This is a genomic window from Staphylococcus sp. HMSC065D05 (assembly GCF_001813195.1).
GTDB lineage: Bacteria > Bacillota > Bacilli > Staphylococcales > Staphylococcaceae > Staphylococcus > Staphylococcus epidermidis.
The window spans coordinates 21,317-37,377 of sequence record NZ_KV811725.1; the positions used below are offsets into that span (position 1 = coordinate 21,317).

Consider the following 16,061-nt stretch of genomic DNA (forward strand, 5'->3'; position numbering starts at 1 on the left):
TTAAGTTTTTAAAATTGCCATATTGCACAAAAAATTTGAAGTTCTCAATTTCTTTTTTTAACTTATCGTCTTGTATAGGCTTCGTTGGAATAATTTTATTATGTTTCATTACGACAGGATATTTTTTATCTTTATTATGCGCAAAGCCATTTTTGTCTTCTGTTATCTCACTAATTAAAAAGTATCCTTTTGTTGTTCTAGTATTACGATTTATTCGTAGAATTATTCCTCTGGATTCCATATTCTTTCCTTTTGGTTCAATGACCATTTCAGAATGAACTATCCATGTCCCTTTGTCATCTTTATCAAACTCTTCATCACGATAGCCCTCTTTATCGTAAAAATCCTCTAACTTTTTAGTTGGATACACGTTTAACATTTTATTAAAGTTTTGTTTGATTTCCGTTTCTTTGCTATCTTCTTTATTTATAAAACCACATCCTCCAATAAAAATCGTTAAAATTAAGAAACTTACAAATATTATTATTTTGCTTGAATGTTTCATATTTTCACATTTTTCTATTTATCATAAATTGGTAAACATTATATAAATAAACTTCTTAAACATCTACATATTACCAAACAATGAACATATAATACATTTAAGATGGAATTAAAATTTTATTTTACTTTCATAATTAATAAATAAACAAAATCATTTTCCTTAACTGAAACGAAAGAACGACAAATTCCATACTATTACATTGGAATTTGTCGTTCTTTTATTTATTAGAAGCATATATTTTACAGACTTCTAAATTAATTGTTACAACAATTGTTATTATCCTGCTGTTCTTTTTCATTCTTCTCTTTTTTTTCTTCAATTTCCACAGAACAACATGATTGATCCTGAGGTTTCATTTTATTTAATACATCTTTGATTCCCATCAACTCACCCCCTTTAAATAATGATGTTCACAATCAAACCTGTAGAAATAGCTACAACTAAAATGGCGATAACAAACGATACTACAAACTCTTTTTTGAATAATTTAGATAATAATACTACTTCTGGAATACTTGCACCGGCACCACCTATTATTAATGAGACAACCGTTCCCAAGGACATTCCTTTTGAAGCTAATGCTCCGGCTATAGGTAACATAGTTTCAGGTCTAATATACATAGGAATACCTACTACTGATGCAATGATTACGGATATACTACTATCTCCACTTGCATATTTAGTGATAAACGTTTCAGGTACAAATCCATATATAAAAGCACCAATAAACACACCAATAAATAAATAAGGAAGCATTGGATATAAGAATGCCCAAGCATCATTTAATGCATGTTTAACACGAGATCCAGTTTTATTAGCAAAAAAACCATCTCCTTTAACGTTTACACCTTTGTAAGTTTTAGCTAAATTCATTTTTGAAAATACTAGACCCGTTAAAATACTAAAAATCGCTAGTACAACAAAGTAAATAACAGCAACTTTCCAACTTAGTAAACTCCATAACATAAATATCATTAATGGATTCATTAATGGCGATGCAATCAAGAAACTCACTGCAGGACCAAATGGAACTTTAGAATTTAATAAACCTGCAAGTATAGGAATTGTTGAACAAGAGCAAAAAGGTGTAATCGAACCAAATATCATTCCCAAAATATAATTAATAACTTGATTAGGTTTACTTAAAAAGTGTTTTATTTTCTCTTCTGAAACTATTTGCTGGATTATACTTACAATAAAACTCACTACTATGAATAGTACTAATAATTCAAAAAATAGCATTAAAAATGTATTTATGAATTCTATACTTGAATCTAACATTAATATAATTCCTCCAAATTTAATTAATCAACTTTTTTTGATTAATATATCAAAAAATATTGATTAATATTATATTAAAAAAGATACTTAAAGTATCTTACAACAAGTATCTTCATTTAAAACAACCTGTATTTGTTGCTCATTAATTTTATAATAATTCCATGTGCCATGCTTTTCAGCAATAAGAACATTTGCATCTACTAATTTTTTTAAATGATAAGAAAGTTTAGATTGTTTTATATCTAATAACCCTTCTAAATCACACACACATAATGATTTATTAGAGCTTTGGCTAATTTGATTTAGTATTTTTAATCTGATTTTATCGGCAAGTGCATTAAACATCTTTTCATAAAAATCAAACTGTTGATCTTCACTCATATCAGTCTTTGTTTTAATAACTTCCATAAAAGACCATCCTTTTTATAATATTTCATTGAGTTTATATTATCTTTATTTCAATTCTTGAATTGCTTGTTTATAGTCATTTTTTGTTGATTCGCCATACTGAGTAATATTACCTTTAAAGAATTCCTTCTACATATAATATTGTAGCTTCTTTTAAATTGATTTCTCTTGATAGGATAACAAGATTTAAATAACTAACAAAGTAACCAAAAGTTAAAGTACTTGCATGATTTACTCGTAATCAATCACACTTTCTTATTGTCAATGTAGTTTTATATCATTTAATACATCAATTTTTCTTGATATATCAAATATAAATCAATATATATATTATCGCAAGAAGAAAACCTATAATTTTACATAAACTTAGATATTGCTCACAAAAATACTAAAATAATTTCTTCATAAATTGTATTATTAAGAATTAAATTTAGTAAAATTTTTAAAACTCAAATAAAAACATAGACACCAATCTATATAGATGTTAGTCTATAATCGTAAATTAATTAATGAGGTGAGTATAATGTTAAATATTGAAATATACGAAGAAGCTATGTGCTGTTCTACTGGGGTATGTGGTCCTGAACCGGATGAAACACTAATAAAAGCGAACCAAATCAATGAATATTTAAAACAAAATCAAATAGAAGTTCAACGTTATAATATGAACAATAATCCGAATGAATTTATTCAAAATAAAGAAGTTATTCGTTTAATTCAAGAAAAAGGTGATGAAGTTTTACCAATCACTTTTATAGAAGGCAATATAGCTAAAACGGGCGCTTATATTACCCAAGAAGAAGCCGATGAAATTATTACAGTTAATCAAATGAGAAATGGAGGATGCTGTGGTGGAGATGGATGCTGTTAAGTACTTAAATAAATTGAATTTAGATAACGTTGAGTTAACAAAATATTTGTTTTTTACTGGTAAAGGTGGCGTAGGCAAAACAACGATATCAAGTTTTATTGCTTTAAACTTAGCAGAGAATGGAAAGAAAGTAGCTTTAGTAAGTACTGATCCAGCTAGTAATTTACAAGATGTATTTCAAATGGAATTATCTAATAAATTAACTAAATATCAACCTATACCTAATCTCTCTATAGCCAATTTTGACCCGATTGCTGCTGCAGACGATTATAAAGCACAATCTATAGAACCTTATGAGGGTATTCTACCAGAAGATGTGCTTGCTGAGATGAAAGAACAGTTAAGTGGTTCATGTACAGTTGAAGTAGCAGCATTTAATGAATTTACAAATTTTTTATCCGATAAAACTTTAGAACAAGAATTTGATTTCATTATATTTGATACAGCTCCAACAGGTCACACCTTGAGAATGCTTGAATTACCTTCTGCATGGACAGATTATTTAAATACAACGAGTAATGACGCTTCTTGCTTAGGTCAATTATCAGGTTTAAATGAAAATAGAGTTAAATATAATTCAGCACTTGAAAAACTACGTAACCAAGATGATACGACCATGATGTTAGTTGCGAGACCTAGTCACTCTTCTATATATGAAATTCAAAGAGCACAACAAGAATTACAACAACTGTCAATTTCTAAATTCAAAGTAATCATTAACAACTATATAGAAGAAAGTCACGGTTTAATTTCGAGTCAGATGAAATCAGAACAAGATAAAAACATTAATCATTTTACTGAATGGTTAAATAACAATCATGCTTATTACGTTCCATATAAAAAGCAGAAAGAAGAAGGTATAGAAAGTTTAACTAATCTATTAAATGATGATAACTTAATTGAAAATGATGACTTTATTGTTGAAGATCATCCGCAATTCAATAAATTAATAGATGAAATTGAAAATAGTAAAGTTCAATATTTATTTACAATGGGAAAAGGTGGCGTTGGTAAAACGACAGTAGCAACGCAATTAGCTACAGCATTATCTAATAAAGGATATCGTGTTCTTTTAGCAACTACTGACCCTACTAAAGAAATTAATGTTGAAACCACAAGTAATTTAAATACTGCTTATATTGATGAAGAACAAGCATTAGAAAAATATAAAAAAGAAGTACTAGCAACAGTGAATGATGATACACCACAAGACGATATTGATTATATTATGGAAGATTTAAAATCACCTTGTACAGAAGAAATAGCATTTTTCAAAGCCTTTAGTGACATTATGGAGAATCAAGACGACATGGATTACGTAATTGTAGATACAGCTCCTACAGGCCATACCTTGCTGTTACTTGATTCTAGTGAAAATCATCATAGAGAATTAAAGAAAAAATCAACTCAAACTACCAGTAATGTTGAAACATTATTACCCAAAATTCAAAATAAAAATTTAACACAGATGATAATTGTAACATTAGCAGAAAAAACACCTTATTTAGAATCTAAACGTTTAGTAGAAGATTTAAATAGAGCTAATATAGGCCATAATTGGTGGGTTGTTAATCAATCGTTAGTTACGCTAAATCAACGTGATGACCTTTTTAGTAACAAAAAAGAAGATGAATCATTTTGGATAAACAAGATTAAAAATGAAAGTCTTGATAATTACTTTGTCATACCTTATCGAGTATTAGAATATTGATATTATTGATTATAATGAGAACTATATGATAAATAGAGTCTACTTTAAACCAGTTAATAATTTAGGAGTTAAGCAAGTATGTAATTTATCAAATGACAATAAAAATTATTAACGATATAAAAGATTCCAAGTAGAAAGGGAGAAAAAAATTGAATTATAGTGAAATATCGCAATACTTGAAAGTGATGGCTGATAGTAGCCGTCTTGAGATATTAGATTTGTTATCTTGTGGTGAATTATGCGCTTGTGATTTATTACAGCATTTTTCTTTTTCTCAACCCACATTAAGTCATCATATGAAAGTATTAAAAGACAATAATTTAATTACATCTAGAAAGGATGGTAATAAAAATTTATATAAATTGAATCATGCTGTATTAGATGACATTACATCACGACTCACTCTATTGAGTTCCAGTACTGTCCCATGTATATGTGAAACTGTAGAGAAAGGTGAATGTTAACAATGACAATATTAGCAATCACAATTTTTATATTAACGTTAATTTTTGTTATATGGCAACCTAAAGGTCTAGATATTGGTATTACTGCATTAATTGGTGCTGTAGTTGCTATAATCACTGGCGTTGTAAGCTTTTCAGATGTACTAGAAGTTACTGGAATTGTTTGGAATGCGACCTTAACTTTTGTTGCAGTTATTCTCATTTCACTCATATTAGATGAAATTGGGTTCTTTGAATGGTCTGCTATACATATGGTGAGAGCATCAAAGGGTAATGGCTTGAAAATGTTTGTTTACATTAAGTTGTTAGGCGCTATTGTAGCAGCTTTCTTTGCGAACGATGGTGCAGCTTTAATACTGACGCCTATTGTTTTAGCAATGGTACGTAGTTTAGGATTTGATAAAAAAGCGGTATTCCCATTTATTATTGCTAGTGGTTTTATTGCAGATACTACATCTCTTCCATTAATTGTTAGTAATTTAGTTAATATTGTTTCTGCTGATTACTTTGATATTGGATTTGTTGAGTACTTCAGTAAAATGATTATACCTAATATATTCTCTTTAGTCGCAAGTATTCTTGTCTTATGGCTTTATTTTAGAAAGTCTATCCCAAGAAAATTTGATGCAGTAAATATTAGAGATCCAAAAGAAGCGATTAAGGACAAAAAGCTTTTTAATATCTCGTGGATTGTACTCACTGTATTGCTAGTTGGTTATTTAATAAGTGAGTTTATAAATATTCCAGTATCAATTATTGCTGGTATCATTGCTTTAATATTTGTATTATTAGCACGTAAATCTAAGGCTGTTCATACGAAACAAGTAATTAAAGGTGCACCATGGAATATTGTTTTATTCTCTATTGGTATGTATCTTGTGGTATTTGGTCTAAAAAATGTGGGGATTACAACGCTTCTTAGTGATGTACTAACAAATATTTCAAGTTACGGCTTATTTAGTAGTATCATGGGCATGGGCTTTATATCCGCATTCCTTTCATCCATTATGAACAACATGCCAACTGTTTTAATAGATGCAATAGCGATTGGTCAATCTCAAACAACAAGCATACTCAAGGAAGGCATGATTTATGCGAATGTTATCGGATCTGATTTAGGACCTAAAATCACACCAATTGGTTCGTTAGCAACACTTCTCTGGTTACATGTGCTTACTCAAAAAGGTGTTAAAATTTCTTGGGGACAATACTTTAAAATCGGTATTATTATAACGATTCCGGTATTATTTATCACACTGTTAGGGTTATATCTAACACTTATTATATTTTAAAAAAGAGGTGTCAATGATGACAAAGAAAATAATTTATTTTATATGTACAGGTAATTCATGCCGTAGCCAAATGGCTGAAGGATGGGGTAAGAACATCTTAGATGATGAATGGCAAGTATATTCTGGCGGTATAGAGGCACACGGTGTCAATCCAAAGGCAATTGAAGCGATGAAAGAAGTTGGAATTGATATATCAAACCATACTTCTAATTTAATTGACAAAAATATACTAAACCAATCCGATTTAGTAGTAACTCTATGTAGTGATGCTGATCAAAACTGTCCTGTATTGCCGTCTAATGTAAAGAAGGAACATTGGGGATTTGACGATCCTGCAGGCAAACCTTGGTCAGAATTCCAGCGTGTTAGAGATGAAATCAAAGCAGCCATTGAATCATTTAAAGCTAGATAAATTTTAAGCGTCTCAATATCATTGAGACGCTTTTAATAGATTTTCTATCATATAATATTCTTAAAAAATCAACTTAATGATTGCAATGACGATTAAAATACTTACAATCATTTTTTGAATATAATCAGGTATTTTTTGTCCTATTTTCATACCTAGAGGCGTAAATAGTATACTACCTAAAATTAACGGTATTGCACTATTAACAGGAATATAACCCTGTAATAATTTAATAATAAATGCTCCAACAGAAGAAATGAACGCAATTACAATACTATTTGTAACCACCGTGTTCATTGGTAATTTAAATATAACAAGTAGTACTGGAATAATAATAAATGCTCCACCAGCTCCTACAATACCAGATACCAAACCGATGATACCACCTATTGTAATTAAAAGTAGACGATTAAACTTAATATGACTAGTAGATGGTGCGACTTTAATAAACATTAAAATAAGAGCTAATAATGCAATAATAATATAAACCATATTAACGAACTGTACATTTATTAAATTCGCTAATATTGCACCTAGTATACTACCTATAATCATTCCACTTCCCATATTAAGTACAAGCGTTCTAGAAAAATCTTTGTTTTTATATGCTTTAAAAGATCCACTCAATGTACTGAAAAACACCTGACTTGAGGTTAATCCTGAAGCAATATAAGCACTATAAGTGGGTAGACCAACCAAAGGTGGTAATAATAAAAGCATAGGATAAATGATAATTGCTCCCCCTATACCAACCAATCCTGAAATAAATCCTCCAAATATTCCAATGAGTAATATGATTATCATGGAAGTCACCATTATCATTTACTTTTTATTAATAATTCAACTGCTTCATTAATTAATGCCTGAGAATCTTCACTATTTTCTTCAGACATTTTGACGCATTCTACTAAGTTCTCGCTAATGATAATACCCATTAAACGTTGAATAGAACTTTTAGATGCACTTAATTGACTAATGACGTCTTTACAATTTTTTTCTTCCTCCATCATTTTAATGACACCATTAAGTTGTCCTTGTATGCGATGAATACGATTAATCATCTTTTTATTATATTCCAATATATTTCACTCCACATTAATTTTTAATAATTACATCATATTGATTAAATTTTAGTTTGTCAAATACCCCCTTAGGTATTTGACAAACTGTCTAATCCGTTATAATATACCCCCATAGGTATTTAAAAGGAGGCAATTATGTCACAATATAAAACAAAACACATTAATGATTTTACTAAAAAAGAATTACAAGAATTGGGTTCTAATGGTCAATTAATTGACGTTCGACAGCCTGAAGAATATCAATTAGGACACATTAAAAATGCATTATTACATTCAGTTGAAAACATAGAAAATTTTAAACAAGATCGCAATAAAACTTACTATATTTATTGCAAAAGCGGTAATAGAAGTAGAAAAGCAAGTCAATTTCTTACACAACGCGGATACAATGTGGTGAATTTAGATGGAGGCTATACGGCTTACGAACAGCAACATAATAATGAATCATTTAAATTAAAAGAAGATAAAGAAATTCAAATCAAAGACAATCGTAAGACGTTTAATTATAGTAATCTACAGTGCCCAGGACCTATTGTTAATATTAGTAAAGAAATGAAAAACATTGCTATTGGTGATCAAATAGAAGTTGTTGTGACAGATCACGGTTTTTTAAATGATATTAAAAGTTGGGTCAAACAAACTGGGCACACACTTGTTAGACTCAATGATTCTGGTAATGAAATTCGCGCTATTATTCAAAAAGAAGAAAATAAAAATATAGAAGTGACGCACACAAAAAATGGAACAACGATTGTTTTATTTAGCGGCGAGCTAGATAAAGCAGTTGCAGCAATGATTATTGCTAATGGTGCTAAAGCCGCAGGTAGAGATGTAACCATTTTTTGCACATTTTGGGGCTTGAATGCACTTAAAAAAAATCAAAGTCAACGCATTAAGAAAAAAGGTATCGCAAAACTTTTTGACTTTATGCTTCCAAATTCACCAATTAAAATGCCTATTTCAAAAATGAATATGTTTGGTGTAGGAAATTTAATGATGCGTTATGTCATGAAAAAGAAAAATGTCGATGATTTACCTTCTCTTATCAATCAAGCAGTTGAACAAGGTGTTAAACTTATTGCTTGTACAATGAGCATGGATGTTATGGGCATTACAAAAGAAGAACTACGCGATGATGTAGAATACGGTGGCGTAGGTGCATATATTGGATATACAGAACAAGCTAATCACAATTTATTTATATAATTAAAAAGGAATGATATTATGTTTTTTAAACAATTTTATGATAAACACTTATCTCAAGCATCTTATTTAATCGGTTGTCAAAAAACTGGAGAAGCCATGATTATTGATCCTATTCGTGACTTATCTTCATATATTCGAGTTGCTGATGAAGAAGGTTTAACCATTACTCATGCAGCTGAAACACATATACATGCAGATTTTGCTTCAGGAATTAGAGATGTTGCTATAAAGTTAAATGCTAGTATTTATGTATCGGGTGAAAGTGATGACACGTTAGGTTATAAAAATATGCCTAACCACACTCATTTTGTTCAACATAATGATGATATTTATGTAGGAAATATAAAATTAAAAGTGCTTCATACACCTGGTCACACGCCAGAAAGTATAAGTTTTTTACTTACTGACGAAGGTGCTGGAGCACAAGTTCCAATGGGACTATTCAGTGGTGATTTTATTTTTGTAGGAGATATCGGTAGACCTGATTTACTAGAAAAAGCTGTTAAAGTAGAAGGATCATCTGAAATAGGCGCTAAACAAATGTTTAAATCTATTGAAAGTATTAAAGACTTACCAGACTACATTCAAATTTGGCCTGGCCATGGTGCTGGTAGTCCTTGTGGTAAATCTTTAGGTGCTATTCCAACATCTACTCTTGGCTATGAAAAACAAACGAACTGGGCTTTTTCTGAAAATAATGAAGCTACCTTTATCGATAAGCTCATTTCTGACCAACCTGCACCACCACATCATTTTGCACAAATGAAAAAAATTAATCAATTCGGTATGAATTTATATCAACCTTATACAGTTTATCCAGCTACAAGTACAAACAGATTAACTTTTGATCTCCGCAGTAAGGAGGCTTATCATGGAGGACATATTGAAGGTACAATCAATATTCCATATGATAAAAATTTCATCAATCAAATTGGCTGGTACCTAAACTATGATCAAGAAATTAACTTGATTGGAGACTATCACCTTGTTTCAAAAGCAACGCACACCTTACAACTCATTGGTTACGATGATGTCGCTGGATATCAATTACCTCAATCTAAGATTCAAACACGTTCCATTCATAGTGAAGACATTACAGGTAACGAATCACATATATTAGATGTACGAAATGATAATGAATGGAATAATGGCCACTTATCTCAAGCGGTTCATGTACCACATGGCAAACTTTTAGAAACAGATTTACCTTTCAATAAAAACGATGTTATTTATGTACACTGTCAGTCTGGCATTAGAAGTTCTATAGCTATTGGTATTTTAGAACACAAAGGTTATCACAACATTATTAATGTAAAAGAAGGTTACAAAGATATCCACCTTTCTTAATAATTATATTTATACTAATGAAGAAGGACTATAAGTAGTTAGATATAGCTTATAGTCCCTTTTTATATTATTGGATAAATATCTATTTAAAAATTATTTATGTATCCTCGCTTTATATCATTTAATAAATATTTTACATAGTGCATACCTTTTTTGTTTATTGATGTGATCAAAAAACATAACAGCCATACTCATAAATCTCATATGTTATGATACGTCCGCCCCTTTGAAAGCGGCTAAAAAACCGCCTTACTTACGATACGCTTCTACGTATCGGTTAATGATGCGGTTTTTAATTATATAATTTCAATTAATAAGGTAATGAACAGTTTTTCGATAAATGTTATTCTTCTAAAATTCTTTTTAATTTACACACTAAAAATATCCTCCTTAACAATCATAAGTTTTTTAAATTATTGATTAAGGAGAATATTTTTTATATCTATTTATTTCTCAATTTAGAACTAGATTTTTAGCGTGCTTCCAGTTCATTTCCTGTCATCCATTTATGATTTTTAATGATTTTACCATTATCTTTGGATTTGTAATCAACCACGTAAACAGTAGTCTTTTTCACGTTATCTATATTGGCTGTAGCACCTTTCATACCAGACATATGACTTGCTTCTAATTTAACAGTATCGTCCTTACTAAATCCATCTTTAGGTGCATCTTTGATCTCTTCGTTTACGACCCATTTATGATTGTTTACTTTTTCATTTCCATTTGTGGGTTTATAACTTACAACATAGGCATATGTTTTATACGCACCTTTTACAGTAGCTTCTGCACCTTTCATACCTGGCATATGTCCTGCTGTAATCGTTACTTTATCTCCTACTTTAAATTCACCCTCATTAGTCGATGTCATATCTTCAGGAACTTTACTTTCATCATTATGCTTCATATGGCTCTCACTTTTTTGGTCATTAGTGTCTTTAACCTTTTCATCATTATTGGAGCAAGCTGATAATATTAGTAATGACCCTAATATCATAAAAAATAATTTTTTAATCATAATAAAACGCCTACCTTTTATTTTAATTTTAATGTAAAAGCATTAATTGCAACGATAATCGTACTTAATGACATTAAAATAGCCCCTATTGCAGGTGATAAAATCAAGCCAATAAATGCTAAAACACCGGCTGCTAGAGGTACAGCAACAATATTATAACCTGCACCCCACCATAAGTTTTGCACCATTTTTCTCATAGTATTATTTGAAAGAGTCAAGAAATGAATGATATCTGATGGATTACTTTTAACAAGTATAATATCAGCTGACTCAACTGCTACATCCGTTCCTGCACCAATTGCAATACCAATATCTGCTCTTATAAGACTTGGTGCGTCATTGATACCGTCTCCGACCATCATTACTTTTTTACCACTACGTTGATAATCTTTTATGATACTTTCTTTATCTTCTGGCTTGAGTTGTGCGTGCACATCACTAATACCTAATTCTTTTGCGACAGCTTTTGCTACTTCTTTATTATCACCTGTAAGCATGACAGGTGTAATATGTCTTGATAGTAAATCAGCTACCATTTGTTTTGAGCTTTCTTTAATTTGATCTCCTTGAGCAATCATGCCAATGACTTGTTGATCCTCAATTAAATAACTGATTGAATTACCTTGTTGAGCTAATTTAGTAAACAAGTCATCGTCATAATTAAGTTTATGTTTATCAAGATAAGAGACATTTGTTATTTTATATGTTTTATTATCAATTAGACCTTCTAATCCGACACCTGGAATATTATTAACGTCTTGTGGATTAGTAAATGAAACATTTTTACTTTTCGCAAAATCAACAATACTTATAGCTAATGGGTGATTAGATTGACTTTCTAATGAGGCGAAAAGGCTTAATATTGTATCATTACTCAAATCATTTTTAAAGCTCTCATAATGATTCACAGAAAAGTTACCCTCAGTTAAAGTACCAGTTTTATCCATCATTACATAATCGATATGTTGAGCTATTTCTACAGACTCTCTATTTTTAATAATTAAACCATTATGTGCACCAATTGAAGTAGAACGTGCAGTGACTAAAGGTATTGCCAAGCCTAAAGCATGTGGACAAGCAATGACTAACACAGTTACAAGACGTTCTAATGCAAAATCAACATCATTTTGAATGAGCATCCAGACAATAAAAGAAATCACGCCAACACTTACAGCAAAGTAGAATAAATAACCCGCTACTTTATCAGATAACAATTCAGCACTAGATTTATCATTTTGTGCTTGATTAACAAGTCCCATAACTTGAGAAAGATATCCATCTTCTCCAACAGCTGTAACCTTGACTTGTATTGTTCCAGACCCATTAATAGAACCCCCGATGACGTTGTCATTTTGATTTTTTTGTACTTTTTTAGATTCTCCAGTGACTAGGGATTCATCTATAGATGTTTGTCCTTGAACGATAATACCATCTGTTGGAATGCTTTCTCCGGCTTTTACTTCGACGATATCATCAGTCATGATGTCTGATATTTTAACTTCTTCGCGTTGGCCATTATCCATAACTTTAATAGCACTATTAGGTAATAGTTCTGCCATTTTCTTTAAAGCATCTCCAGCATTTCCGACAGCATTCATTTCTATCCAATGTCCTAATAGCATAATTAAAATTAAGGTTGCTAATTCCCAAAAAAAGTCCATTGTATGACCAGTTGCACTACTAAAGTTATTCATATAAAAAGCATACAAGCTATAAATATAAGCTACTGAAATACCTAGAGCAACTAAGGTCATCATGCCTGGTTTTTTTGTAGCAATTTCATCTTTACCACCAGACAAGAACGGTTTACCACCATAAAAGAATAAAATTGTACTTAATATTAACACTACCCATTCAGAACCTGGAAATGTGAATTGAAAAGGTAAGTTAACACCCATCAGTGGCGATAAGAGAATGATAGGTATTGCAAAAATTAATGAAACAAAAAACTTAACTTTAAAATTTCCATGATGATGTGCATGGCCACTATGATGATGTGAGGCATGGTTATCATGATGCATGTGATTGGAATGATTCATGTGATTTTGATGATTATGCTCTTCACCATTATTATTCAAATTAACCCCTCCCAATGAAAATGTTATAGTAAAGCTACTTACACTATAACATATACCCCCCTAGGGTATAAAGATTTTCGATTTATCTCAATTTATGGATTTGTTTATATCATTCCGAAAATGATGTCTCCACGTCCTACATTAGACCTTGTCATCGATGTTTAAAACAAGGTTTTAATTAAACAATCTCATCTGAACTATCGCATGACAATACACTCTGACCAAGGTTAGCATTAGCAACACAAGTCATATATTAATTAATATTCTTAAAGAAAATAACACATTTCAAAGTAGGTCTAGAAAAGCAAATTGTCTAAATCATTATTTAAAGAAGCCAGTAAATGAATTCATAATAAACTCATTTACTGGCTATTTTTCTAGTACTTATGCTCAGTTTCTTCAAACTATATTAATCATTTTTTGATTCTCAAATTCTACGCCACAATATCTGCATTTTATTAAAGATACTATATATTCGATCAATTTCAAAGTAAGTTATATACAATTTATTTTTTAGTTTTATTTATGATATGCTTCACCCTATCAGTGATATAGCTAAAAAGATATGCAATAATGTCATTTTATTACTTAGTAAAACCTTTTCTTGTATACCTATCATAAATAAGCATACATTTGATTTTTCTTTTCATAATAAATTCTTTAATAACTTTAAAATTACTAGTGATTTACACTCACCTTTATGATTTTCATTATCATATTTCAATGTAATAATTAGTATTTTTCTTAGTTATAGTTCATACCATATTTTCTAGTGCAAAATACATTCTTCCAATAATTTTCTCTATTGATTATAGTGTCTGCTTTAGTCTTTGTATCAAAAATCTCTAAAATTGAATATTGAAAATTATTTACGATGTAATCTTTTCCTTTATCTAATTTAATTTCATTTAATAATTTATTACCACCTGTTAGATTTTCTATATTGGCATAGTCCGACCATCGTTGCCATATTCCATCTGTATTACCTGATGCTGATCCTATGTATAATTTGCCATTACTTAAGTCGGTTATAACATAAACACCTTTTACATTCATTAAAGCTTGTTTCCAACTAGGTTCATTTCTTAATATAATTTGTTGCATTTGTGGGTGGGATAACGTTACATTCTGATAACCAGGAAAATGTCCTAATTTAGTATTAGGAGCAATTTCATAAACTTCAGGTTCTAAAGTATCTTGAATATTTTTATATAATCTATTATATAAATCTCTACCTATAGTTTTTTTTAATTTAACAATAAGTCTTTTTCTGTATTCTTTATAATCATCCATTAAAGTTAATTCATAACCTACCTCATCAAAAACTTCAGGTTCAATCTTTTTAATTTTATATAATCCTCCAAAAATAAAATATTCTGGACCATATGGATAATATTGAGCAAAAGCTAGTAGGTAATCTGCATGATTCAAATTGTTATTTGGATGTTTCGTTTTCCATGCATTAATTTGTTCCCATTCAGTTTCATCTTCTTTAAAAAGTAAATCCCAAGCTCTTATTTCAACATTTCCTGCATTCATATTAAATTTTATTTTAGTTTTATTTAAATTCGGTACTTTTATAAATTGGTTAAGTTCAATCATAATTTTCTTATCCTCTCATTTTTAAATATTATCAATTAGCCAATTTTTGATAATATATTTAATCCCCGTTCTTTACACCTTATCTAAAATTGAGGATATCTTTCACGTAAAATAGACTAACAGCCAACACAGCCCCCATGTGAAATTTTTATAATCTTTATATATTACCTTATGTTTCGAAAAGTAATTTAATCATCCTCGCTTGGCATAAAGTTCATACTATCAGAAAAATAAATATTCTCTTGCTTGCCTTCAATAAAGGTAAATTCTACATCTTTTGTACCAATTGAAGAACCTTTTAAGTCACCTGTACCTTTCAATAATAACTTTGGTGCTTGTTTCGTTGGAATATCGTATCTTTCCCTTAATTGTTTTACATTATAATCGCTATTTTCTAAATCATATTCTGCTGAGTAACTAGGTACATTGGGATTGTATGATACATTTCCATTCTTATAATCATTTAATTCTTTAAAATTTGCATATTGAGCGAAGAATTTAAATTCATCTATTTCTCTCTTTATCTTACTATCTTCAATCTTTTTAATAGGAATTATTTTATTGTTTTCCATTTTGATTGGATATTTTTTCTTATTATTTTGTGGTCTTCCTTTATTATCGTATGTAATTTTATTGGTTATATAATCACCTTTAGATGTTTGTGTATTTCTATTTATTTTCAACACCATACCTCTAGTTTCTAAATCTTCTCCTTTTCGTTGTACAGCCATTTCCCAGTGTAGTAACCATGTTCCTTTATCATCCTTATCAAATTCTTCATCTCGAT

General features: G+C 29.9%; 17 protein-coding genes. 7 read left to right on the forward strand and 10 right to left on the reverse strand.

Annotated elements, in window-relative coordinates; all coding sequences use genetic code 11:
• From HMPREF2897_RS01405 to HMPREF2897_RS01420, 4 genes are all read right to left on the reverse strand, one after another.
• A partial coding sequence (locus HMPREF2897_RS01405; RefSeq protein WP_141751273.1) for a tandem-type lipoprotein occupies positions 1-505 on the reverse strand: 505 nt, incomplete at its 3' end.
• Positions 506-759: 254 nt separating this feature from the next.
• The gene (locus HMPREF2897_RS13090) at positions 760-888 is read right to left on the reverse strand and encodes a hypothetical protein (protein ID WP_002447564.1); all 129 of its coding nucleotides are present in this window, start codon (positions 886-888) and stop codon (positions 760-762) included.
• A gap of 13 nt (positions 889-901) precedes the next feature.
• Positions 902-1,786, reverse strand: coding sequence for a permease (locus HMPREF2897_RS01415; protein ID WP_002447565.1), 885 nt, complete (start codon positions 1,784-1,786; stop codon positions 902-904).
• Between the two features lie 87 nt (positions 1,787-1,873).
• Positions 1,874-2,194 carry an ArsR/SmtB family transcription factor gene (locus HMPREF2897_RS01420; protein ID WP_002447566.1) on the reverse strand — a complete coding sequence of 107 codons (321 nt, stop codon included), beginning with the start codon at positions 2,192-2,194 and terminating at the stop codon, positions 1,874-1,876.
• 523 nt (positions 2,195-2,717) lie between these two features.
• Here HMPREF2897_RS01420 and arsD point away from each other — a divergent pair.
• The 5 genes from arsD to arsC all read left to right on the forward strand — a co-directional run bounded on the left by arsD (position 2,718) and on the right by arsC (position 6,944).
• Positions 2,718-3,065: an arsenite efflux transporter metallochaperone ArsD gene (gene arsD, locus HMPREF2897_RS01425; protein WP_002496049.1), complete on the forward strand. Its 348-nt coding sequence runs from the start codon at positions 2,718-2,720 to the stop codon at positions 3,063-3,065.
• Positions 3,052-4,776: an arsenical pump-driving ATPase gene (gene arsA, locus HMPREF2897_RS01430; RefSeq protein WP_002447568.1), complete on the forward strand. Its 1,725-nt coding sequence runs from the start codon at positions 3,052-3,054 to the stop codon at positions 4,774-4,776. The genes arsD and arsA overlap by 14 nt, the downstream gene beginning before the upstream one ends.
• 149 nt (positions 4,777-4,925) lie before the next feature.
• Complete coding sequence (locus HMPREF2897_RS01435; RefSeq protein ID WP_002437624.1) at positions 4,926-5,240, forward strand: ArsR/SmtB family transcription factor; 315 nt, start codon at positions 4,926-4,928, stop codon at positions 5,238-5,240.
• A gap of 2 nt (positions 5,241-5,242) precedes the next feature.
• Positions 5,243-6,532, forward strand: a complete 1,290-nt coding sequence (gene arsB / locus HMPREF2897_RS01440) for an arsenite efflux transporter membrane subunit ArsB (RefSeq protein ID WP_070592473.1) — start codon at positions 5,243-5,245, stop codon at positions 6,530-6,532.
• Between the two features lie 16 nt (positions 6,533-6,548).
• Positions 6,549-6,944, forward strand: coding sequence for an arsenate reductase (thioredoxin) (gene arsC, locus HMPREF2897_RS01445; RefSeq protein ID WP_002496051.1), 396 nt, complete (start codon positions 6,549-6,551; stop codon positions 6,942-6,944).
• A 60-nt stretch (positions 6,945-7,004) separates the two neighbouring features.
• Here arsC and HMPREF2897_RS01450 read toward each other — a convergent pair whose 3' ends face one another.
• Together HMPREF2897_RS01450 and cstR are read right to left on the reverse strand one after the other, a co-directional pair.
• Positions 7,005-7,745: a sulfite exporter TauE/SafE family protein gene (locus HMPREF2897_RS01450; RefSeq protein WP_176744850.1), complete on the reverse strand. Its 741-nt coding sequence runs from the start codon at positions 7,743-7,745 to the stop codon at positions 7,005-7,007.
• Between the two features lie 14 nt (positions 7,746-7,759).
• On the reverse strand, positions 7,760-8,020 hold the full coding sequence (cstR, locus tag HMPREF2897_RS01455; RefSeq protein ID WP_000456194.1) for a persulfide-sensing transcriptional repressor CstR: 261 nt from the start codon (positions 8,018-8,020) through the stop codon (positions 7,760-7,762).
• A 138-nt stretch (positions 8,021-8,158) separates the two neighbouring features.
• Between cstR and HMPREF2897_RS01460 the strand changes: the two genes are divergently transcribed.
• Positions 8,159-9,229, forward strand: a complete 1,071-nt coding sequence (locus tag HMPREF2897_RS01460) for a DsrE/DsrF/DrsH-like family protein (protein WP_002499797.1) — start codon at positions 8,159-8,161, stop codon at positions 9,227-9,229.
• 18 nt (positions 9,230-9,247) lie between these two features.
• Positions 9,248-10,576 (forward strand): persulfide dioxygenase-sulfurtransferase CstB, encoded by a 1,329-nt coding sequence (cstB, locus tag HMPREF2897_RS01465; RefSeq protein WP_002447574.1) that lies wholly within the window; start codon positions 9,248-9,250, stop codon positions 10,574-10,576.
• A 472-nt stretch (positions 10,577-11,048) separates the two neighbouring features.
• Here the strand turns inward: cstB and HMPREF2897_RS01470 are convergent, their stop codons facing one another.
• The 4 genes from HMPREF2897_RS01470 to HMPREF2897_RS01485 all read right to left on the reverse strand — a co-directional run.
• Entirely contained in the window at positions 11,049-11,594 is a 546-nt protein-coding gene (locus HMPREF2897_RS01470) for a YdhK family protein (RefSeq protein WP_049382744.1), read from the reverse strand.
• Positions 11,595-11,611: 17 nt separating this feature from the next.
• Positions 11,612-13,672: a heavy metal translocating P-type ATPase gene (locus HMPREF2897_RS01475; RefSeq protein WP_070592476.1), complete on the reverse strand. Its 2,061-nt coding sequence runs from the start codon at positions 13,670-13,672 to the stop codon at positions 11,612-11,614.
• 744 nt (positions 13,673-14,416) lie between these two features.
• Positions 14,417-15,274 carry a GIY-YIG nuclease family protein gene (locus tag HMPREF2897_RS01480; protein ID WP_070592483.1) on the reverse strand — a complete coding sequence of 286 codons (858 nt, stop codon included), beginning with the start codon at positions 15,272-15,274 and terminating at the stop codon, positions 14,417-14,419.
• 188 nt (positions 15,275-15,462) lie between these two features.
• Positions 15,463-16,061, reverse strand: a 599-nt coding sequence (locus HMPREF2897_RS01485; protein WP_070592484.1) for a tandem-type lipoprotein, incomplete at its 5' end; no start/stop codon positions are given.